Here is a 24456-nt window from a genome sequence, read left to right on the forward strand (position 1 = left end):
ACATTCGCGGGGAGGCCACCGTCGTTCCCGCGGGACGGATCATCCCGCGCTCGGCACCGGTCCGGTCACGGGCTGGTGAGGGTGATGTCGTCGCAGGCGGAGGCGCCCGCCGTGGATCGGTAGCAGTAGATGTCGACGCTGGTGTCGGTCGCTCCGGTGGTGAACTGGTCGGTGAGCAGGGTCCAGCCGGTGCTGGTGGTGGTGGCGTCCTCGTTGTCGCCGGTGGCGGCGTTGTAGTCCTTGGCGCCCAGGATCGTGGTCCCTCCGTCGGTGCGGACCCAGCCGCGCAGAGTGTAGGTGGTGTTGGGGGTCAGGCCGGTGACGACCTGTTCGAGCGCCGCGTCGCTGCCGGCGGGCGCGGTGATCAGGGCGGCGTAGGCGCCGCCGTGCGGGTTGGCGGTGGTCAGGCCGGCCTGGTACGAGCCGGTCCAGCCGGCCAGGTCGCCGGTTTCCAGGCCGGTGTTGGTGACCGCGCCCGGCGTCGCCGGGACCGGCTCGACCTGGATGTCGTCGCAGCTGGAGGTGCCGACCGAGGACCGATAGCAGAAGACGTCCACGCTGGTGCCGGCCGGTCCGGTGGTGAACGGGTTGTTGATCTGGACCCAGTCGGTCGCGGTGGTCACGTTGCTGCTGTCGTCGCCGGTGGCGTCGAAGCCCTTGGCGCCCAGGATGGTGGTGCCTCCGTCCGTGCGGACCCAGCCGCTGAGGTGGTAGCGGGTGTTCGGGGTCAGGCCACTGATGACCTGCTCGACCGCGGCGCCGGTGGCCTGTCCGGCCGGGACGGTGATCTGGGCGGCGTAGGAGCCCGAACGAGGCGCGGCGGCGACCGTCGCGCTGTAGGACTGCGGCCAGCCGGCCAGCGACCCGGTCTCGAACCCGGGGTTCGCGACGATGCCGGTGGGCGCGACGGTGATCGGTGCCGTGGTGATGGCGATGTTGCCCGCGGCGTCGGTGACGGTGAGTTTGACGGTGTAGGTGTAGGTACCCGCGTTCGTGTAGGTGTGGCTCGCGGAGGCCGTGGTCTGCGGGCCCACCACGGTGCCGTCACCGAAGTCGACCGTGTAGCCGGTGATCGCGGCGGTGCCGGCGGTGGATCCCGAGGCGTCGGCGGTCACGGGCTTCCCGGCGAGCACCGGGTTGGCGGACAGGGTCAGCCGCGCCGTCGGTCCGGAACCGCTGACCGGTGGCAGCGAACCGCTCTGCGCGGTGGCCATGTACAGGTGCTGGACCCCGCTGAGATCCAGTGCCTTGCCGTTGTAGACCACGACGTCGCTGATGTCCCCGTTCAGGAAGTCCGTGTCGATGGTCTGCCACTTCGCCGCGCCGCCGATCACCATGCTGCCGGTGAAGCTGGTGGTCGCGGTGAAGGGAGCGCTGGCGACCAGGACGCCGTTCACGTACAGGTTCATCGTGTGCGCCGAAGCGTTGTAGACGCCGGCCAGGTGGTTCCAGCCGCTGAACTGGCTGCCGGTCAACGGCTGACTCTTCACCGAGACCGGGCTGAACGTGGCGCCGTCGGTCGGCTGCATGTCGAACTTCCAGGACTGGGTGCCCCGGTCGTACCCGAGGAAGAAGCCCCGCTCGTTGTCGCCGTTCTGCGCCACGACGGTCTGGCTGCCGCCGGTGTTCGCGCCGGCGGCGAGCTTGACCCAGGCCGCGACGGTGAAGCCGTTCGTGATCTCGACCGGCCCGTTCTCCGACAGCCCGCCGGGGATCGGGATGACGATCTTCGACGTCGATCCGTTGAACCGCGCCGCGGCCTGGGTGCCGCGGTCGTTCGTGATCCAGCCGACGTCGGTGGCCTGGCCGTCGAAGGTGTAGTCGATCGAGTCGTCGGCGTTCCCGGCCAGCGTGAACCGGTCGGTCATGCCGTCGGGCGCGGCAGCCCATTTGGCGGCCGCCGCGATGGTGTCGGCCAGGGTCGTCGTCCCGGCCGCGTTCAGGTTGACCTTGTCACCGCTGTCGAAGGCCGCGCCCAGAACGGTCGCGGCGGCGCTCGGACCGGAGGACAGGACGCTGGTCGCGCCGTTGTCCGCCACCAGCACCGACTTGTCGAGCCGGTTGGCCAGGAAGTCGCGCGCCCCGTTCCAGTAGCCCGGTTCGCCGGCGGCCTTCCAGATCGCCGAGCCGCTGAACGGCGTCACCGGGACGACGATCGGCGTGGCCCCGCAGCCCTTGACGGCCTGGATCAGAGCCGGCAGACCGCCGGCCCCGTCGAGGTCGGTGTCGGCCTTGCCGTCGGCCAGGTCGTTGTCCCCGACCTCGATCACCACCGTGGCCACATTCGGCAGCGCGCACACGTCGCGGTCCAGGCGGCTGAGCGCCGACAGCCCGCCCGCGCCGGGCGCCTTGTCGGTCAGCAGGCTGTTGCCGGAGACGCTGACGTTCGCCACGCCCGCGGTGTCGGCCAGGTCCGCGCCGAGGCGGTCGCTGAGCCGGCCGGCGTCCGCGGGCAGGGCGTCGCCGTTGCCGATCTGGTCGCCGAGCACCGCCAGCGTGCCCATGCTGAAGCTGCCGGCCGGCGGCGTGATCTCGACGTCGTCGACCAGGACCCAGCCCGGGTTCTGGGCCGTGCCCGGAGCGGCGGCGGTGAAACCGGACGCCGCGGCGGAACCGGTGGCGTCACCACTGGCCGTCCAGATAGTGGCCGGGGTCTTGGCATGCGCGCCGTAGCTGCCGCTGCTCGCCAGGTTGAGGCTGACCAGCAGGGACACACCCGACTGCACGGTGAGAGAGGCCGGATCGCTGTAGACCTGGCCGCCGGGCGGAATGGTCACCGAGGACCGGCCCCCGAACTTCAGCGCCACCGGGGGCGCCGTGGTGGCCGCGCCCGAGGACTGGACGCCGACGCTCGCCGTCGTGACGACCGCGCTCGCCGTGGCGTACGGGTTGTCCAGCCGCACGCGCACCGTGGTGCCCGCGAGGGTCGCGTGGACCGGCATGCGGATCGTGCCTGCACCGGCGCTCGCGGTGGCGTCCAGGGACGTGGCCCAGGTGGACGTCCACGACGAGCCCTGGGTCACCGGCCGCACCCCGATGGAGAACACGTGCAAGGACTCCATGTTGGGGAACACCCCGGGGCTGACCGCCGGCAGGTCGATCGAGGCCAGCGGGACGTTCTGGCACGCGACCGGGACGGTCACCGCGTAGAGCCGGTTGCCGCGCCCCGCTCCGCCGCCGAAGCCGCCGAGTCCCGTGACCGCCGCCCGCTCGCCGGCGATCGCCGTGGCGTTGCCCCAGTCGGGGATCGAGGCCAGGGTGTAGTCCTGGTGGTCGGAGTTGTTGCACAGACCGGCGTAGCGGATGGTCCCGGAGATCGCCGGGGAGGCGCCCATGGTCGAGGTGAGGAGCAGCCCCACCGCGGAGCCCTTGGCGCTGCCCAGACCGATGGTCTGGCCCTGCGCGACCGTGTTGTCCAGGGTGTTCGGGTCCTTGTCCGGCATCGTGTACGGCACACCCGCCACGGTGACCTTGGCGGCCCGGCCGTACCCGACCGCGGCCAGCTTCGCGCTGTCGAAGGTGGAGCCGTTGGAGTCCAGGGCCTGCGGCCCGCCGGCGACGGCACCGTCGCTGGTGATGCCGATGTTGTTGAACGAGGCCGCCAGGTTGACGTTCGGGTCGGCGGAGGCGTTGTACGTGAAGTGCAGCGGAATCAGCCGGATCTGGTCCACCGCGATGTTGTAGTACGGCGAGACGCTGGACGGGTTCGTACCGGTGGCGGTGAACACGAACTTGTAGGTCCAGCCCTTGGTCAGCGTCGCGCCGCCGAAGTCGAAGGCGGGAGCCGAGCAGCAGCTCGACCGGTAGCCGTCAAAGGGGCGGGACAGGATCTGCGGGGTCTGATCGGCCGGCGTGTGGCCGCTGTCATCGGTGACCGGGACGATCGACAAGGTCACCTTGCCGTAGTCGGTGGCGCGCGTCATCACCCCCTCGACGGCGAAGTACCCGGTGCCCGGCGGCATCACCGCGCCGGAGGGCATCCCGGTGCCGACCGTGTCGGTGAGCGTCAGCTGCGCGCCGTTCTCCGCGCCCCACAGCATCTCGTGGGTGTAGGAGACGCCCGTGTCGGCGTCCGTGATCGCCTGCGTGCCCACCGTCTTGCCGGTGGAGTTGACCGTTCCCGGCGACAGGTCGACGGCGTTGTTGGTCTGGATCGCGTTCGGCGAGACGAAGAAATAGTAGGGGGCTGATGGCCCGGACCGGTTGTTGGCCACGGAGTAGGCCTCGGCCGTCAGCCAGTGCATGCCCGGCGTCTTGAAGGGGTTGTAGGCGCAGCCGGGGCAGTTGAAGCTGAACCCGGTCGCCTGGCCCCACGCGGTCGGGCACTGGTTGTAGGTCATGGCGCCGTTGCCGTCCTGGCCGTCGGCGACGATGTGGTAGCAGGTCTGGTTGCCGACCGGATTGCCCGGCGTGATGTGGAAGGCGCCGCCGTGGGCCAGGTCCGGGCCCCAGTCGTCACGCGGGTAGTCCCAGGATGCCAGCGTCGGCACGCCCGGGGAGACCGCGTCCAGGTTGAAGGTGCACGGGCTGGAGGTGGCGGTCTGGTTGATCAGGTTCTTCGAGCTGACGGTGACCGTGATGGCGTTGCCGTCGGCCCGCATCCAGCTCTGGTTCGCCGCGAGGTCGCCGGAGGACGTCCAGTTCTGGGGGCTGCCGATGCCCTTGCCGAGCACCGTGACCGGCGCCGAGGACCAGGAGTGGCCGCGGTTGTCCGAGACGTTCGCCCACACCTGGACGGTGTCGGCGCCGCCGTAGTTGCCCTGGGCGTCGCCGAAGATGTCGGCGTTGACCTGGAGCGGGGAGGCGTTGATGTCGGAGACCTTCCCGAACCAGCCGTTGCCGCAGTTCACCTGGGTGTTGCCGTAGGCCACGTACTTCAAGGCGGGCGCGACGGCGTTGGAGGTCCAGGTGATGATCAGGTTCGGGGTCTGGCCCTGCTTGACCGACTCGAAGATCTTCCAGGCCGCGGCGTCCGACTCGTTGGTCGCCTTCAGCCCCATGGTGATGTCGTCCCAGCCGTTGGCGGCGGCGTTGGTCACCTGCTGGGTCGGGTCGAAGGACTCCTGCGCCCCGGGGCAGCTGGAGTTGTACCCGTGCGCGAAGGTCTTGGCCGGGCCCAGGCGGTAGGCCCAGGACGGCTGGAGCTTCCAGGTGGTCGAGCCGTCGATACTGCCGGTGGCCCACAGCTCGACCGAGCTCGCGGTGCAGGACGAGGAGTAGCTGTCGTACAGCAGCAGGCTCGCGGCCCTGATGTTCTTGCCGGAGATCACGTTCCGCAGCCCGGCGAAGTTCATGAACGACCGGTTCGTCTGGTACCGGCTGTTGGTGCTGTCGTAGACGTAGCCGGACCGCAGCGAGGACCCGTTGTCGAGGTAGTTGCTGTTCGGGGCGACGTCCCAGACCGTGTCGTAGTGCGCCAGGACCTGGATCGAGGTGTCCGGGTCCAGGATGATCGGGAACTTCGCCGCCGGGTCGGTCATCAGCTTCCGGTCCGGCACCATGGTGACCTTGGTCGCCGAGCTGTGGGCCGCGGCCGCGCGCAGGCCCATCGGCGCCCGGCGGGCGCTGGTCGGGGCCTGGTCCGGGGCGGCGGCCGCCTCCACCGGGTTGCCGGAGGAGTCCCACATCGCGGGGGCGGCGCCGTGGAGCACCGGCCGTCCGGCCGGGTCGGAGACGGTCAGCGAGCCGTCGGCGGCGGTCGCCACCGTGCCGCCGGCGACCGCGACCGGGAAGTCCAGCGCGGCCAGCGCGGGGTTGGCCGCGGCCGTCCGGTCCTTGACGACCACCTGCTGGCGGACGCCGGTCGTGGTGGCGGTGACCTTGAGGTCGACGCCGGGCAGCACCTCGGAGTAGGTGGCGGTGTCGCCGTCGAGCGCGGGCTTGGGCAGGGTGCCGGGCCAGGAGACGGTGAACGTGATGCCGGCCTGGGTCTGCGTGGCCAGGGCCCCGGTGCCGCCGTCGGACAGGGACACGGAGCTGGGTACCGCGGCCGGGGACAGCGTGCCGTCCGCATTCGCCTTCAGCGTGGTGTCGACGGGGATCCAGGACCCCCCTCGCCGGATCCGGGTCGGGGTCGTGGTGGTCGACGTGGTGAAGCTGCCGTCCGGGTTGGCCACCGTCGCCGAGGTCTGCGACATCAGGGCGTCGACCTGGACCGGCTTGCCGGACTTGGCCGCGGCGGCGGAGGCGGCGGCGAGCCGGTCCGGGGTGGACGCGTCGGACACCGGCGTCTCGGGCCCGTACGGGTCGGTTTCGGGCCGAGTCGACCCGGAAGCCGTTGTCGAAGCGGGCTGCGACGGGTCCGGTGCCGGAGTCGGCGTTGTCGGGGCCGTCTGCGTTGTCGGAGCTGCCTGCGTCGTCGGTGCGGCGGCGTGGGCGGGGACCTGACCGAGGCCGACGGCCAGGGTGCAGGCGGTCGCCACCGCGAGGCTGCGGCTGACCGATCTGCCGCTCAGTGCCCGTATCCGGGCGGTTCTTTGCATCATGTCTCCTGGGAAGATCAAAAAACGACGCGAGCAATCTAGCGAGGCCTGACCTCGCAGCTCCAGAGCTTTCGATCTTTCTTGTGTCAAGACCTTCTCAGGGCCGGGATACAGGTGGTAGCTTCCCTCAGCTACTTGCGTGATCTTGGGGAGGGAGTGGCTTGTGGGCCGCTGGTTGGGCAGTCCTGGAATTCGCCGCCGACGTCTGCGACGGCTGACATCCGGTGCCGCCGCCGTGCTGACGGTGGCGCTGGCGGTGTCGGTGGTCGACCCGCCGAGCTCGTCGGCCGCGACGGTCAAGGGCAAGCGGCCCTCGACCCAGGTGGAGAAGCCGGTCCCGGGAACGACCCTGGCCACCCGGGCCGTGACGCACCTCGGCTCGCTGCCGACGGCCGCGCCGACCGCGCCGGTGTCCCGGATCGCCGCGGGTACCGCGACGGTGACGGTGCCGCGGGCGGCGGCGAAGACGGCGTTGCGGAGCGCGGGATCGCCAGGCTCTGACAATGCGGCGCAAGCCGGTTCCACGCAGGCTGATTCGATCCAGGCCGGTTCGCTGCCGATCCGGCTCGGCGCCCCGGCCGACGGCCGCGCGACGGCCGCCGATCAGGTCTCGGTGACGGTCGCCGACCCCGCTGCCGCTCAGGCTGCTGGTGTCAATGGCCTGATGTTCTCCCTCACCCCGGCCGGCACCTCGGACGGTTCCGTCTCGGTCGGCGTGGACACCTCGGCGCTCGCGTCGATGTTCGGCGGCGACTTCGGATCGCGCCTGCACCTGGTGCAGCTCCCGGCGTGCGCGCTGACGACGCCCGACATCGCAGCCTGCCGGATCCAGACACCCGTGGCCGGACAGGTCGCCGCGCCGTCGGCCCACGCGCTGACCGCCGATGTCTCGCTGGCTTCCCCCGCCACGCCAGCCGCCCCTGCCGCTCCGGCTTCCACCGCCACTCCGGCCTCCGCCACTCCGGCCTCCGCCGCCCCGACCTCCGACAGCTCGGCGTCGCCGCCGCGAACAGCGCGAACCGCCGCCCTGGCCGCGTCGTCCGCCGCACCGGTGGTGCTCGCCGCGACCGGCGACGCCTCGGGATCGACGGGCTCCTTCACCGCGACCTCGCTCTCGCCCTCCTCGCAGTGGGAGTCCGGCTCCAGCTCCGGCGACTTCACCTGGTCGTACTCCATCGACACGCCGAAGCCGTTCGCCGGCGAGGCGCCGACCGTCGGCCTGGCCTACGACTCCGGCAGCGTGGACGGCCGGACCGACTCCACGAACAACCAGACCTCGCCGATCGGCGAGGGGTTCGACCTCGGCGCGGGCGGATTCATCGAGCGCTCCTACAAGTCGTGCTCGGACTTCACGGACCTGCCGAAGGCGCAGCAGACCGGGGACCAGTGCTGGGCCGGGCAGGTCCTGAACATCTCGCTGGGCGGGAAGTCCTCGGCGCTGGTCTGGGACCCGGTCACCGGCCAGGTGCACCCGGCCGACGACAACGGCGAGCGGATCCAGCTGCTGACCAACGCCTCCAACGGCGTCTACAACGGCGAGTACTGGAAGGTCACCACGACCGACGGTACGCAGTACTACTTCGGCCGCGACCACGGCCCGGGCTTCACCAACCAGACCCACACGAACTCGGCGTGGACCGTGCCGGTGTACGGCGCGCACTCCGGGGACCCGTGCTACAACGCGACCTTCAAGGACGCGTCGTGCCAGCAGGCCTGGCGGTGGAACCTCGACTACGTCGAGGACATGCACGGCAACGTCACGATGTACTACTACACGCCCGAGACCAACTACTACGTGCCGAACAACGCGGCGAACGGCACCACCAGCGTGAAGTACACCCGCGGCGGTGTGCTGGACCACATCGAATACGGTCTGCGCGACGACAACGGCACGGTCTACGCCAACCCGGCGGTCGACAAGGTCGTGTTCACCCCGGCCGAGCGCTGCATCCCGAACGAGAACGGCAACGGTTTCTCCTGCGACCCTTCGCAGTTCACCGCGGCGAACGCGATCCACTGGCACGACGTCCCGCAGGACCAGAACTGCGACCAGGGCGCGACGTGCTCGAACTACGCGCCCACCTTCTGGTCCCGCAAGCGCATCACCACGATCACCACGCAGGTGTACTCCGGCGGGACGTACCTGAACGCCGACGTCTACAAGCTGACGCAGTCCTACCCCGACACCGGCGACGGCACCCCGTTCGCCCTCGCGCTGGCCACGATCCAGCACTGCGGCAGCGACGGCACCACCTGCACCCCGGCCGTGTCGTTCCTGGGGCAGATGATGGCCAACCGGGTTCCGGTGAGCGGCCAGGCCCCCGGCTATCTGCCGGCCGTCAAGAAGTGGCGCCTGTCCGAGGTCGACACCGAGACCGGCGAGCAGATCCAGGCGGTCTACAACACCCCGGCGTGCTCTCCGAGCAACCTGCCGGCCTCGGACGAGACGAACGGTCTGGACTGCTTCCCGGAGTACTGGGTCCCCCTGGGCGCGACCGACCCGATCAAGTCCTACTTCTACCACTACACGGTCAAGCAGATCACTGAGACCGATCCGACCGGCGGGGCGCCGAACAAGGTGACCGGCTACACCTACCTGGGCCCGGCGGCCTGGCACTTCGACGACTCGGAGTTGTCCAAGGCAAGTCAGCGGACTTACAGCGAGTTCCGCGGCTACGGCAAGGTGCAGACCCGGGTGGGGATCAACCCGACCACCCTCACCGAGACGCTCTACTTCCGCGGCATGGACGGCGACACGCTGTCCAGCGGCAAGCGCTCGGTGCAGATCTCGGACACGGAGAACGACGAGAGCGTCGCCGACGCGAACGCGCTGGCCGGCTCCGTCTTCGAGAGCGACGTCTACACCGCCGACGGCGGCACCATCGACCACGCCACGGTCTCCGACTACACGGTCTCGGCCCCGGTCGCGACCCGCAACCGCACCGGCTTGAACCCGCTGGTGGCCGTGATGACCTCGGTGACCAGGCAACGCAGCCGGCAGGCGCTCGCGGCCGGCGGCTGGGCGCGCACCGTCACCAGCACCGCCTACAACAACCTCGGCATGCCGACCCAGGTCGACGACCAGGGCGACGGCTCCTCACCGCATTGCAGCCGGACCAGCTACGTCACCAACAGCACCGCCTGGCTCACGCTGGTGTCCCGGCTCACCGAGACCGCCGAGGTCTGCCCGAGCGGGAACCAGAACGGCACGCTGATCTCGGACACCAAGACCAGCTACGACAACCAGGCCTGGGGCGCCGCCCCCACGGTCGGCAACCCGACGTCGGTGGCCACCGCGTCCGGCACCACCGGCGGCGTCGCCGGGATCACCGCGTACGTGACCGCCGCCGCGGGCTTCGACCCCTACGGGCGCCGGACCTCCAAGACCGACGTGATGGGCCGGGCGTCCGCGACCGCCTACACCCCGGCCACCCTCGGTCCGGTCACGCAGGTCGTCGAGACGACACTGACGGCCACCGACCCGCTGAGCCGCTCCTCCACCACGGTGATGGAGCCGCTGCGCGGCCTGACGACGGCGACCATCGACGTCGCGGGGCTGCGCAACGACGCGACCTTCGACGCGCTGGGCCGGCTGACCCAGGCGTGGATCCCGGGCCGTTCGAAGTCCGGCGGTCAGACCCCGAACACGATCTACACCTACTCGGTCTCGAACACCGGACCGTCGGTGGTGACCACGCAGTCCCTGGCCGACGACAACAGCTACGTCGTCCAGGAAGTCCTCTATGACGCGCTGCTGCGCCAGCGGCAGACGCAGAACGACGCCGAGGGCGGCGGCCGGATCATCGGCGACACCGTCTACGACAACCACGGCTGGGTCATCAAGACCAACCACTCCTACTTCGCGACCGGCGCGCCGGCCACGTCGATCTACAACGTCGGCGACTCGGCCGTGCCGGACCAGACGATCACCACGTTCGACGGCCAGGGACGCTCGGTCAAAGACACCGAGTACCACGACGCGAACGCCACCTGGGAGACCGCCACCGTCTACGGCGGCGACCGCACCACGGTGATCCCGCCGGCCGGCGGCACCGCGACCACGACGATCACCGACGTCCGCGGCAACAACCGCGAGGTCGATCAGTACCTGTCCGCGCCGACGGTCACCGGGAACACGGTGACCGGCCAGATCAACGGCGCGGGCACGAAGTACGCGTACGACCCCGCCGGGAACCTGGCGCGCGTGACGGACCCGACCGGCACGAATACGTGGACGTACACGTACGACCTGCGCGGCCGCAAGACGGCGCAGACCGACCCGGACACCGGCCAGACCACCTACACCTATGACGACGACGGGGAGATGCTCACCTCCACGGACTCGCGGGGCAAGGTGCTGGCGTACAAGTACGACAACCTCGGCCGCAAGCTCGGCGAGTACGTCGGGACGACCTCCGGCACGGCGATCGCCCGCTGGACCTACGACACGCTGATGAAGGGCAAGCCGACCGCCGCCGCCGGCTACATGAACGGCAAGGCGTACATCACCAGCACCACCGGCTACAACAACGCGGGTCTGGCCACCGGCGTGCGCACGGACATCCCGTCCGGCGAAGGCGCGCTGTCCGGCAGCTACACCACCAGTTACGGCTACACCCCGGTCACCAACAAGATCCAGACGGTGACCGAGCCCGCGGCCGGTCCGTTCGCCTCCGAAACGGTCACGACCACCTACACCCGTCTGTCGAACCCGGCGACGACCACTGGCAACAACTACTACGTCTCGGCGACCACGTACTCCCCGTACGGCGAGGCGCTGCAATACACCCAGGGTCCTTCGTCGAACCCCGTCTGGCAGACCTACGCCTTCGACGACCAGACCCACCGCGAGACCGAGGTCCGGATCGACCAGCAGGCCGCGCCGCCGACCATCGACAAGATCGACTACTCGTACAACACGGGCGGTCAGATCACGAAGATCAGTGATCTGCGACAAGGGCTGAACAACGACACCCAGTGCTTCCGGTACGACGGCCTGAGCCAGCTGACCCAGGCGTGGAGCGCCACCGACAGCTGCGCGGCGGACCCGTCGGCCGCCGGAAACGGCACCGTCGGCAGCGCGGCCGCGGCGCCGTACTGGACCAACTGGACGTACGACGTCGCGGGCAACCGCAAGCAGCAGACCCAGCACGCGGTCCCCGGTGCCACCGGGGGCGACACCGTCACCAACTACACCTACAACACCGGCCAGCCGCACACCCTGGCCGGCACCGCGACCACGGGCCCCGGCGCGGGCACCGCGAGCTACGGGTACGACCCGGCCGGCAACACCACCGGCCGCACCACGCCCGCGACCGGCGCGCAGACCCTGAACTGGGACGAGGGCAACCGTCTGACGTCCATCACCGCCGGCGCCAAGGTCACGAACTACGTGTACGACGCCGACGGCAACCAGATGATGCGCAAGGACCCCGGCAAGACCACGCTGTTCATCGGCGACACCGAGCTGGTGCTGGACACGGTGGCCGGGACCGTCTCGGGCACGCGCTACTACAAGCACGGCGACGACGTGGTGGCCGCGGTGGACTCGGGCACCGGGCATCTCAGCTATCTGATGCCGGACCACCAGGGGTCCAGCGACGTCTCGGTCGACGCCACCACCAGCGCCGCGACCTTCCGCTCCTACACCCCGTACGGCGGAACCCGCGGCGCGGCACCCGCCGCCTGGCCGGGCCAGCGGGGCTGGCTGGGCGTCGGCACCGCGGACAGCAGCACCGGGCTGACCACCATCGGGGCCCGGGAGTACGAACCGGACACGGGACGGTTCATCTCCCGCGACCCGGTCTTCAGCTCCGACGGCGCCCAGAACATCGGCGGCTACACGTATTCGGGCAACGACCCCGTCAACAAGACGGACCCCACCGGTCTGTTCTGGGGCTCGTCCTGGATCAAGAAGCACGCCAAGGCCATCGTCGCGGTCACCGTGGTGGTCGCGGTCGTGACCGTCGCCGTGGTCGCCGCCCCGGTGGCGGTGGCCGCGGGCATGGCGGCCCTCAACGCGGCGGCCGGAGCGGCCGCCACCGCGACGACCATCGGCGAGATCGCGATCCCGGCCGCCGTCGCGGCCGGCGGGGTGGTGGTCTCGGCCAGTGCGGAAGCGGCCGGGGCCGGGGCGATCGCCACGGGTGTGGCGATCGCGGGTCGGGCGGCGACGGCGTTCGCCGGTGGCGGCGACGGCACCGAGGACTACGGCACCTCCCGGTCCGGCGGAGGGGGCTGCCACAGCTTCTCCGGCGACACCAAGGTCCTGATGGCCGACGGGACGAAGGAGCCGATCGCCGACGTCAAGGTCGGCGACCAGGTCGCGAACGCCGAGCCCGGCGGGGGAGTGGAGGGGCACCGCGTCGAGGTCGTCCATGAGACGCCCGACGACAAGGACTTCACCGACCTCACGGTCCGGACCGAACACGGCCCCGAGACCATCACGGGGACGCAGAACCACCCGTACTACGACGTCACCACCGGCGAGTTCACCGACGCTTCGAAGCTGAAGCCCGGCGACGAGTTGCAGACCGCGGACGGCACCGTCGTCACGGTGGTCTCGGTGCGCAACTACACCTCGGCGATGGTGACGCACGACCTGACCGTCGACGGGCTGCACACCTACTTCGTGGTGGCCGGCGACGTCGCGGTCCTCGTGCACAACACGATGTGCCCGACGAAGGCCGCGCTGCTGGCCGGTCCGCATCCGGACGACGTGGCCTACCCGGCGAAGGACAAGCCCTCGCGGACTTCGTCCTACGCCCATGACTCCACGACGTTCACCCAGAGCGGATGGGACTCGAGCTACCCGCAGGGATACTCCCGGTCCTCCCCGGTCGACACGTACACGGCCCACGGCAGTTCCTACACACAGGTTCCGCGTTACAAAGACAACAACGCCGGCGACGGCGCGTTCCATCTGTCGCACGCCGAGCCGCAACTGGCGGCGCTCCAGCCGGGAGCCTCACAGTCGGTGGACCGCGAGATGTGCGATGTATGTGTGATGAATATGGGGCCCTATGCCAAGCACATAGGCATGCCGACGATCGTGTCGGACCCGGTATTCATCCACGTCTTCAACTCCGACGGTGTCTATCAGACGCACGATTATCCGTCGTGGTTCCGGGGTCATTGGCGGGCGCTGCTGGACTGACGCCGATGCTAGGGTGACTTGATAGGCTGTGCCGGCCGGGTGGTTCCTACTGGACCGCCCGGTCGGCGTTTCCGTGCAGACCGGGGCGGGTCGTTGAATCCGTCGGTCGTTGAATCCGTCGGTCCATCCCGCGTGTTCGCCGATCGGCCGCGATGAGGGGAAGTACATCTGGTGAGCGAGTCCCGGGCTGATTGGCGCGATCTCTGCGTGCGGCTGGATCGTGCCGCGATGACAGAGCAAGCGGAAATGGCATTGGCAGTCGACGATGTGGTCGCCGCGGTCAATTGGTATGTCAGGATGGCGCGTCGCTATTACGGCAGTGCCGGGGAGAACGTTCAGACGCTACGTCCCAGGGTTGAAGCAGCCGCGGCCGCCGGCGACGTCGAGGCGAAGGCTCTGCTGGGCGGTTTGCTCCTGGAATACGACAGGGCGCCGGAGCAAGCCGTGCAACTCTTTGTCGAAGCGGTGGACGGCGGTTCCGCGGCGGGGATGCGTGGCCTCGGCCACTTGCTCGCCAACGGCCTCGGGATGCCCGCGGACGAGCCCAGGGCCGCTGAGCTGTTCCGCCAGAGCGCGGAACTCGGGGACGCGGTCAGCGCCTTCAACCTCGCTCAGTGCTACAGCAAGGGCCGGGGTGTGCGGATCAACGCCAAGAGCTACCTCGAATGGCTGCGGCGGGCCGCCGAACTGTGCCACAACGACGCCTGCGCCCAGTATGCCGAGGTGCTGGACCGGCAGCGGAAGCCGGAGGAGGCCTGGCTCTGGCACATCAAGGCGGCGGAACTGGGCAACATCCCCTCGGCCCTGACGGTCGGTGCCACCTACCGTGACGGGAGTCCGCTGATCGAGCGGGATCCCGTCCAGGCGGTGCGGTGGTTCCTCAGCACTCTGGATCGTGGGATCTCCGACGGTTTCCGGGAGGCCGACGGCATGGCCCCGGCGTTGACCGCCGCGCAGATCCGGGAGGCCGGTGTCTTGTCCGGGCACGAGCCCGAGGCGCAGCTGCTGATCGATCGGTACCACGCCGGGGAGTGACCAGCCCAAGGGGAGGGTGGCTACTTCCTCCCCAACTTGGAAAGCAGGCCTTGAACACGCTCGCAGTCCGTGCTCATCATCCCTAGACGTCGGTAGATCTCCAGAGCCTCGTTCAAGTACTCGCGCTCCTGAGCGGATTCGCCCATGGCGGCGTGGTGGGCGGCGATTCCTTCCAGGGCGATGGCTTCCTCGTCGGGCTGGTTCAGTTCTCGGCTGATGGTCATGGCCCGCTGGTAGAACGTGAGGGCGCGATCACGATGGCCGAGCGCCGCGACAGTGGCGGCGTAGGAGTTCAGCGCCCAGCTCTCGTCGCCGCAGCTGCCGATCTCACGGTAGAGCTGTAGCGCTCGCTCCTGAACCTCCGCGGCTCCCGGATAGTCGCGGGCCAGATACCGTACCCGTCCCAGGTTGTTCAGGACGGCGGCTTCGCCGTGGCGGCTGCCCAGCTGCCGGTAGATCTCCAACGCCTGCTCCAGGGCGTTCGTTCCCCCGGGGCAGTCGCCGAGCAGCGACCGGACCTCTCCCAGGCCGGTGAGGACGATGGCCTCACCATTGCGGTTTTCGAGCTGTCGGAAGCTTTCCAGGCCCTGCTCCAGCGCGTCCGCCGCTCCGGGCAGGTCCCCGCTCACGCACCGCACTTCGCCCAGGCTGGTCAGGGCGGCGCCCTCGCCGTAACTGTTTCCGAGCTGCCGGTATATCTCCAGGGCTTGCTCTTGGGCGTCTGTCGCCCCTGGCAAGTCGCCGGTCTTGAATCGCACCTGCCCCAAGCTGCTCAGCGCGGTGGCCTCGCCGAGACGGCTTCCGATCCGCCGGAAGATCTCCAGAGCCGGCTCGAACGCCGTCGCCGCGCCGAGATAGTCTCCGGTCAGAAGCTGTACTGCCCCGAACTCGTTGAGGGCGACGGCCTCGCCGAGGCCGTTGCCGATCTGCCGGTGGATTCTCAGGGCTCGTTCCAAGGTCTCCACCGCGCCCGGATAGTCACCCGCCGCACGCTGCCCCCGGCCCAAGTCGGTCAAGGCGTTGGCGTGAGCTCCGGGCGACCCGGTGCGTGCGACTGTCTCAGCGGCCTGGTGAATTCGCAGAGCACGAGGCCTGGGACCGTGATGGCGCAGACATTCGGCCAGGCCGGCGGCCAGGGCGACGGTGTGGTGGTCCAGGTGGCTGGTATGCGCGTAATCCCAGGCGGCGTCGAGATTCGGACGCTCGGTGCGCAGCCAGGCGCGAGCGGCGTCGGCGTCGCTCAGATCGGGGGCGTGGGCGGGCGCCGGGCTGACGGACGCGGGTTGCGGCAGGCGTCCGATGGGCTCGGAGGCGATTCGTGCGGTGTGGGCGTAGTAGTTCAGGAGGCGGTCCAGAGCCGCCTCGCGCGCGTCGGCGGGGTCGACGGTTCCGGCGATCGTGACGGCGTAGCGGCGGAGCAGATCGTGGAGGCGGAAGCGGCCGGGGCTGATCTCGGTCAGAAGGTTGTGGTCGGTGAGGTCCTGAAGGATGGCGTCGGCCGTGGCCAGGTCGGTGCCCAGCAGCGCGGCGGCGGCGTACGTGTCGATGTCCGGGCCCGGGGCCAGGCCCAGGTAGCGGAACAGGTCTTGGCGATCGCTCGCGAGGGCCTGGTAGGAGAGATCGAAGACTGATACGAGGTCCCGGTCGCCGTCGGAGAACCCCGTCAGGTTGGCGCCGCTGGCTTGGAGCCTTGCCGCCAGGTGCTGAAGGTTCCAGGTACGCCGACTGCGAAGAAGCGCGCCGGCGATCCTCAGAGCCAGCGGCAGGTGCCCGCACAACTCCACAATCTCCTCCAGGCGCGGATCCCCCGCGGGGGCGCGGCCCGGAGTGGCGACACTGCGGAACAACGCGACAGCATCCACGGTCGGCAGGACATCGAGGTTGAGGGGATAGGCGTCGTCCAAGCCTTTGAGGCGTCGGCGGCTGGTGATCAGGACCAGGCACCCGCCGGTACCCGGAAGCAGCGGCCGGATCTGTTCCTCGCTGCCGGCGTTGTCCAGCACGACCAAAGTGCGCGTGCCGGCCAGCTGGTCCCGGAAGACAGCGGCCCGGGCCGAGGTCTCGGCGGGAATTCCACCGGGAGGCAGGCCGAAGGCGTGAAGGAAGTCGGCCAGGACGTCGCCCGGTTCCCGGGGCGTGCGCTCATGAACGCCTTGCAGGTCGGCGAACAACTGGCCGTCAGGGAACTGATGCGCGAGGGTGTGGGCGGCGTGCAACGCCAAAGCGGTCTTGCCGACACCGCCCATACCGTCGATGGCGGAGATCACCACAGTGCTCGGCGGACCGTCCGATTCCGAGGATTCCGCCAGGTCCAGCAGCTGCGCGAGCTCGTGCTCGCGTCCCGTGAACGCCCTGGTGTCCAACGGAAGCTGCTTGAGCCGTGAGACCGCTGCTCTGGGCGTGCGACGAACGGTGCTCGCACCGCCTGCGGCGTGTCCACTCAAGGCATCGCTCTGGGCTTGCTTCAGTGCCTGGCCAGGTTCGCGACCTTCGCGACGCAGGGTTCGAATAGTCTGCATGGCCAGATCGGCAGCAGCCGTGCCGTCGCCGGCCGCGGTGAGCGCCTGGACGAGCAGCGTCGCGAAAGGCTCACTACCGGAGTCCTCGGCCAGCAGCGCCCGCAGCAGGTCGACGGCCAGATCAGGTTCACCCTGGTCAAGGTACGTCCTGGCGAGCAGGAGCGTGGCGGACCTGCGCGCGTTCTCCAACTCGGCACGACGTTGTTCGAGGTACGGAGTTTCCAAACCGTACAGCGCAGTGCCACGCCACAGCCCCAGCGCTTGCCGCAGCCCGGCAATGGCAGCCTGGGGCTCCCTGCCATCCAGGTCGGCGCGGGCACGGCGGACCAGACCGGCGAACCGGTGGGCGTCGACCAGATCCAGCTCCACCTCCGCGGCGAATCCCGGCGGCCGGGCGACCAGGCGAATCGAGGACTCGGCCGGGCGCAAACCCTGCCGTAGCGTGGAGACATAGTTGGCGATCAAATTCCCCGACGAATCCGGCGGATCACCAGGCCACGCCCACTCCGCGATCTGCTGCCGCGAAACCGTCCGCCCCGCGTTGAGCAGCAGCACCGCCAGCACCGCCCGGCGGCGCCGCCCCCCAAGGTCCAGCTCGGCACCGTCGCACATCGCCCGGAACTCGCCCAGCAGCTGGAAGTCCATGCTCTGATTTTGCCACCACCATCAGCACTCTGAATGGGCGCGGTCGCCGGAGGCCGCGCGCGGTGCGGATCACTCCCAGGGCTCTCGTGTCGTGGCGGCCTGAAGCCGACCGTGTTCGAGTGCGGATATCCCCAGTCGAACACCCTGGCTGCTCCAAGAGTCCGACGACACGTCATCGGCACGCGAGCGGGCCGACGCAGTCGTTGCGTCGACCCGCTCCCGTTACCTGATCAGCCGTTCAGTCCCAGCGTTTGACGGTCATGTCGCTGTGGGAACGAGCTTGAGCACGTCGACCCCGGCGTTGTACCTGTTGCCGGTGGAGGCCGCGTTCGTTCCGGTGATCTTGAAGGTGAAGTGGTGTATTCCGGCTGTCAGGTTGACGGTGCCGAAGGTGAACGGTGTGGCGATGAGGGTGCTGTTGTAGCCGTCCATGGTGGTGGCGAGTGCGGCTCCGTCCACGGCCACCGCCACGGTCCCGAAGTCGACGGCCTTGCTCATGGTCGGGGTGACCTGGTACAGCCCGGCGTTGGGCACGTAGTAGTCCAGGGTCATGGTCGAGCCGGCAGCGGTCGAGATGAACTGCTCCTGCGCGTTGTTGGACCAGGCGATGTTGCAGCAGCCGCCCTGCTTGACCATGGTGCCGCCGGTGGCGCTGCCCCAGATGCTCTCGGCTTCGGCCCGCTGCACGTCGCCGACGGCGGTGGGTGCGGTGAAGTGCTGGTTGGGATTGTCCAGGCAGCTCCATAGCTGGAAGGGGTTGGTGTTGTTGACGGCGCCGTTCGTGTTGTCCAGGCACAGCCCGGTCAGCGGGTTCTGCAGCGATATCTGTCCGGCGCTGGTGGGGGAGGGGAGGACCTTCCACACCTGGTTGAGGTTTCCGGCCTGGCAGTCGTACAGGGTGACCTTCGAGCCCTGAGTGTTGTACCCGCCGGTGTCCAGGCACTTGTTGGGCGGGCTGGCGGGGTTGGCGCCCATCAGGCGGACGGTGCCGTCGGCGCCGAAGGACCACTGCTGCGGCCAGGTGGCGTTGCAGTCGTAGACGTCGATGACGGTGGTTGTGTTGGCCAGGCTGCCGTTGAGGTCGTCCAGGCACAGCTGGCGGCCCGCGCTGTTGGGGTCCGTGTTCCCGGAGACGAGGGATCCGGCCATGCCCGCGACCGGCGGCTTGGCGAAGGTGCTGTTCTGGTAGAGATATTGGGTCTGGTCGGGGGTCAGGGTTTGCTGGTAGACCGCGACGTCGGCGATGCTCCCGTCGAAGTAGTTGTTGGCCCCGCCGTCGACGAAGCCCTCGCCGATGACGAGGGGGCCGGTGGAGGCCATCGGGGTGGTGTCGGTCGCGGTGCCGACGAGTTGGCCGTTGACGTAGAACGCCATCGTGCCCTGGATGACGTCGTAGGTGCCGGTCAGGTGCGTCCACGTTTTGGCGACCGCCGGTGCGGTCGCCGTGATCCGGGCCGGGCTGATACCCGGGGTGTCAGCCAGAGCGCGGGCGAATTGCCAGGTGGTGCCGTTGTATTCCAGGTAGAACGCGGAGTGCAGGGTGCCGCGCTGCACCACCATGGATTGGTATCCGGTGTTGGTGGCGGCGAGGTTGACCCATGCGGACACCGAGAAGCTCTTGGTGGTGTCCACGGTGGGCGCGCTGGTGGAGATGGTGCCGCCGCTGCTCGCGAAGCTCGCGTATCCGGCCGGGTTGGCGGTGACACCGGGCGTGCTCAGCGTGCCGTTCTTGCCGGGGCCGTTGCCCGAGTCCGGTGCGGTGGTTCCGCTGACGTCGTTGAGTTTCCACTCGTTGGTCGAGCCGTTGGCGACCGTGATGGCCGAGGTGGTGGTGATGGTGTTGGTGCCGTCGGAGACGGTCGCCGTGATCTGGTAGGTGCCTGCGATGAGGTAGGTGTGGGTGGCCGTGGCCGCCGACTGCTGGACGGCGGCGGTGCCGTCACCGAAGTCGAAGGTGTAGCCGGTGATCGGGGCGGCGCCGGGGTAGGTGCCGCTGGCGTCCGCGGCGACCGGCACGCGGATGAGTCCGGTGGTCGGCGCGTTCAGCGCCGGGCTCGGTGCCGAGCTGCCGGTCGGGATGAGGACGAGTTTGTCGATGCCGAGGTTGTAGCGGGCGTTGACGCTGTTCGGGCTGGTGCCCACGACCTTGAACGTGAAGCTGTGGAGGCCGGCGGCCAGGGTGGCCGTGCCGAACGGCACCTGCGTCGTGGAGACCCCCGAGCTCTGATATCCGTCGAAAACGGTGGGCAGAGGGGTGTTGGCGCCGTCCACGGTCACCGTGACGGTGCCGTAGTCGGCTGCTTTGGTCATGATCGGCGCGACCTGGTAGGTCGCGCCCGCGGCCAGGTCGTAGTTGATGGTCATCGTGGAGCCGACGGTGGTGTTGGCGAGCATCAGCTGGGCGCCGTTGGACCAGGATCCGCCGCAGCAGTGGGACTGCACCTGAGGGGTGCCGCCGCTGTTGCTGCCCCACGGTGCGCCGAGGTCCTCGGCCTCGATGACCTGGGACTGGCTGGTGGTGCCGGGCAGCGCGAAGGTCTGCTGCGGTGCCGGCGCATGAGTGTTGTCCAGGCAGGGCCAGCTCTGGAACTGGGTCAGGTTGGCGTTGGACAGGCCGGTGTCGTCCAGACACATGCCGGTGGCCGGGCTGTAGATCCAGAAGTGGCCGGGTGCGGACGGGGACGGGATGGTGCGCCAGTTCTGCCAGACGTCGTTGTTCGTGCAGGTGTAGATGATGATCTTCGAGCCCTGAACAGCCGGCCCGCCGGTGTCCAGGCACATGGTGGTCGCACCCGAGCCGTCCAACGTCCGGATCGTGCCGTCGGCGGCGAACTTCCACTTCTGCGGCCGGGTGCCGTTGCACTGGTAGATGTCGACGACATTGCCGTTGCTCTGCGTGCCGTACGCGTTGTCCAAGCACATCTGGCCGCCGGCCCCACCAGTGATGTCGGAGACGACCTGCCCGACCGACCCGGGAGTGACCTTGCTGCCTTGCAGGCTGGTGACGCCGAGGCTGGCGCCCCATTCCATCAGCGTGGCAGTGGTCTGCGACTGCTCGGACAGATCGATGGTGCCGGTGAGCGGCCCGAACAGAACGTCCAGGCGCCCGTTGGCCATGGTCCACAGATCGGGATTGCCGTCCCCGTCAAGGTCGCCGGCGGAGGAGACCCAGTCGTAGGCACGGAACTGGTCGGTGCTGCCGAGCCGGGTCTTGGCGCTGAGGTCGCCCAGCCCCGCGCCAAGCACGCCGGTGTCGGAGTGGTTGGTGAACTGCCACAGCGTGCCGTCGTAGTCGGCCCACAGGTCCGGCATGCCACCGGCCGCCGGCGCCCCGGTCGGAGCCGGGTGGTGCGAGGCGTTGCCGGGAGCGATGAGCGTCAGGCGGTCCGAGGCCCAGTCCCACGTCGGCGTCGAGGTGGACAGCAGGACCGGGCTGCGCAGCTGCCCGACACCGGCCGGGGTGAACAGCCACACCCGCGCCGGACTGTGCCCATCGGTCTCGACCGTGATCAGGTTGGTCTTGCAGGCGATGGTCGGATGGACGATGTCGCAGCCGCCGTTCACCGGCCCGAGCGAGATGACCTTCTTGACGTCGTTCCAGCTGGTCTGGTTGTAGCCGGCACACTGAGGACCAGTCGCCGGAGCACAGGTGGGCCGCTGAACCTGGATCTGCTGGGTCTGGCTGTAGGCGTTGACGGTGTCCGGCGGGTGGTAGCCGGGCTGCGTGGACGCTGATGCGGTCTGGGCGTTGCGGTAGTAGTACATGTGACCGGCCCCATCACCGGTGTGATCGAAGGCAAACAGGTCATCAGTCGGCTGAACAACCTCCGCACCCCGGTGGGTGTACAGAGCACTGGTCCACGAACTGCCATTAGGCGCAGTGTTGGCCGGCGCGACCTGAATGGCATTAGCGGCCGCGGTCGCGTTCGGGTCAGTGCTCTTGGACATGTCGCGGTTGGCCGGATAGATGACCAGGTTCCCGGCACTGTCGGTGGACATGATGTTCGGCGTGCCGTCACCGGTGACGTTCCCGAACGACACCGGCTGGAAGGCCTGTGCCTCGAAGAAGTCGAAGCGGGCATAGGCCGAGACGTTGCCAGCAGCGTCAACAGCACTGACGTAGATGTAGTTGTTGCCCCAGTGCTCACCATTACCGGCACCAGCCGGGATCGAGATGGTGGCGCTGGTGTTTGTGGTGTTCCCGGCGTTGACCGACCCGCAGTTGTTGCCGGCCCTGGTGCAGTGGCCATCGCCTTCGTTGGTGGAGGCGGTGTTCAGGGCCCAGTCGAAGCGGACGATCGGAGTGTTCGGTGCGGTGGCGTTGACAGTGAGGGTGCCGCCGGTGCCGACGGTGGGGTAGGAGGCCAGGTGCTGGCCGGTGCGCTGGTAGGTGGTGGTGCTGAAGGTGGGTTGGTTGGGTGGGGATGTGGCTGCGGTGAAGTAGCACCCTGCTGCGCCGGGGTAGGTGGGAAGTGGGTAGTAGCTCACGCCGGTGAGGGGGTCGCCGACGTAGGGGATGACGCGGTAGCTCTGGCCGTCGGTGAAGTTGTAGGCCAAGGGGACGTCAAAGTTTTTCACCACGCCGGGGGTGTCGTACGAGATGGTCTCGTTCCAGCCGTTGGGCGGTGTGATGTCGGTGCCGTCGTACCGCTGGAGTTCGTAGCCGAGGGTGAGCGGATGTCCGGCGTCCTGGTCGGTGACTCCGAGGTGCAGGTTGATGGGGGTGCTGGTGATCGGCAGGTAGTGGGTGCCGTTCGAGCCGGATCCGCAGATCGGGGTGGTGTCGCTGTGGTTGCCGATCGGCGCGGTGTCGGCGCTGTAGCTGGCCAGGGTCGGTGATGCCCACCAGTGAGCGGTCAGCTTGGGCTCGCCGGTGCCCCAGTAGCCGGTACTGGAGGCGTAGTAGGCCATGTAGTTGGCGGTCGAGTGGTTGGCTTCGTTGGTGGCCTGGAAGCCCAGGGTGATGGTGGACCAGTCGTGGGAGGCGGCGTCGCGAGCCTGCTGGAGGTCGCTGAAGGTCCAGGTCTGGTCCTTGTTGTTGGAAGGACAGCCCAGGGAGCCGCCCGGGATGGGGCCGGCGCCGTTGCCGGACCAGATGGCCTTGCTGCCCTGGTTGCTCCAGGTGACGCCGCTTTGGATCGGTCCGGTGCGGTACACCGTCACAGGCGTGCACTGGAACTGATTGAGGATGCTGATGTTGGCCCAGTCGATGTCCTCGGGCACGTTCTCCACAGTCCACAGTTGGCGGGAGTCGAACTGGAGCATGCCGCGCACTAGCCCGCCGCAGGAGTTCCAGCCCACCCGCATCGTGAGGCTGCCCGTCTGGCCGGCGCCGTTGATGTATTCGGTGTCCCCGCACTGCCAGATCTCGGCGCGCTCATTGGAGTACACCGGAGTGATGTCCGGGTCCAGATACACCGGGTAGACGGTGCCGGGGTCGCCGAGCATTGTGGCGTCGGGGCGGAAGTCGACGCCGTTGCCGCCAGCCGTGATCGGCATCTTGGCCAGATGCGAGGTCATGGCTGGGGATTTGGTGATGTCGTTGGTGTCCGGGGCTGCCGTGTTCGAGCTCTGATCCGGCGTGCCGGCGGCTTTGGCGGCCGGTGCCGTCGCGGAGTCCCACATCATCGGCGTGCTGCCGGTGAAGCGGTCCTTGCCGTCCTTGTCGGTGGCCTTCAGCCCGCCGGACTCGGTGGCCGTTACCGTCAGTCCGGGGCTGGACATGCCCAGGTGCAGCGTCTTCAGCGCCGGGTTGGCGGCGGCTTTGGCGTCGTGGATGACCAGAACGTCGCTGACGCCGTAGGCGGTGGCGGTCAGCTTCAGATCCACGCCCGGAAGGATCGCCGGGTAGGTGGCGGTGCTGCCGCTGACCTGCGGCTTGGGTAGTGCGGTGGGCCAGGTAATGGTCAGCACATGCCCGGAACGGTCGTCTTCGACGGCCAGTGGGGCGGTGCCGCCGCCGGAGATGGTGACGCCGAACACGGAGGCCTTGGTCTGCCAGGTGCCGTCGGCTGCCTGCTTCAGGGTGGTGTCGACCGGGACCCAGGCGTTGTTCTGCTTGACCCGCTGCGGCGCGATGTTCTCGGTCGAGGTGAACGAGCCATCAGGGTTGGCCACAGTGGTTGCGTAGATAGTGGTCTGCGAGTCGACCGGAGCTGCCTTGCCGGTCGCCTTGGCCTTCGCAGTGGCGTCGGCGAGGTCCTTCTGCGCCGCCAGCTTCTCCGGCGATCCAGTGGGAAGCTTCTGTACCGGCCTGGTACTGGTCTCCTTGCTCGGGCTGTTGGTTCCGGGCTTGGTGGCGGTGGGGCTCTTGCCGTCCGCCGACGTGGAGTCGGCCGCCGAAGGCGACGGAGTCGAGTGCGGCGACGGCGGAGCCGTGGCGGTCTGAGCCCAGGCTTGGCCGCCAGTGAGTAGGAGCGAGCCGGTCAGCCCGGCGATGAGTGCCGACGCCAGCAGTCTTCTGTCCTGCCTGCGTCTTATCAAGGCATGGTGCATTGAAACGCCTTCCCCCGCATTGGTGTAGGGAGTACGCGTGAACTGCGCGCCAGCGGACCTTAGAAGTCGCAGAACTCTGGGTCAACGTCGGCAAGTTAATCGAAACGTTATGAACAGCGTCGCC

At 68.9% G+C, this 24456-nt stretch carries 5 protein-coding genes; 2 read left to right on the top strand and 3 right to left on the bottom strand.

What is annotated here, in order from left to right; translation table 11 throughout:
• Window positions 1-65 precede the first annotated feature (65 nt).
• Window positions 66-6485: a carbohydrate binding domain-containing protein gene (locus tag ABD481_RS06365; RefSeq protein WP_344664578.1), complete on the bottom strand. Its 6420-nt coding sequence runs from the start codon at window positions 6483-6485 to the stop codon at window positions 66-68.
• Between the two features lie 160 nt (window positions 6486-6645).
• On the opposite strand from ABD481_RS06365, the gene ABD481_RS06370 reads away from it, so the two are divergent.
• A complete protein-coding gene (locus tag ABD481_RS06370) occupies window positions 6646-13638 on the top strand; it encodes an RHS repeat-associated core domain-containing protein (RefSeq protein WP_344664579.1) in 6993 nt (2330 codons plus the stop codon).
• Window positions 13639-13866: 228 nt separating this feature from the next.
• A complete protein-coding gene (locus ABD481_RS06375) occupies window positions 13867-14673 on the top strand; it encodes a tetratricopeptide repeat protein (protein WP_344664580.1) in 807 nt (268 codons plus the stop codon).
• 20 nt (window positions 14674-14693) lie between these two features.
• On the opposite strand, the gene ABD481_RS06380 is transcribed toward ABD481_RS06375, so the two are convergent.
• Window positions 14694-17837 carry an AfsR/SARP family transcriptional regulator gene (locus ABD481_RS06380; RefSeq protein ID WP_344664581.1) on the bottom strand — a complete coding sequence of 1048 codons (3144 nt, stop codon included), beginning with the start codon at window positions 17835-17837 and terminating at the stop codon, window positions 14694-14696.
• Window positions 17838-18095: 258 nt separating this feature from the next.
• The gene (locus ABD481_RS06385; RefSeq protein ID WP_344664582.1) at window positions 18096-24320 is read right to left on the bottom strand and encodes a ricin-type beta-trefoil lectin domain protein; all 6225 of its coding nucleotides are present in this window, start codon (window positions 24318-24320) and stop codon (window positions 18096-18098) included.
• Window positions 24321-24456 lie beyond the last annotated feature (136 nt).

Source organism: Catenulispora yoronensis, from assembly GCF_039531695.1.
Classification (GTDB): domain Bacteria; phylum Actinomycetota; class Actinomycetes; order Streptomycetales; family Catenulisporaceae; genus Catenulispora; species Catenulispora yoronensis.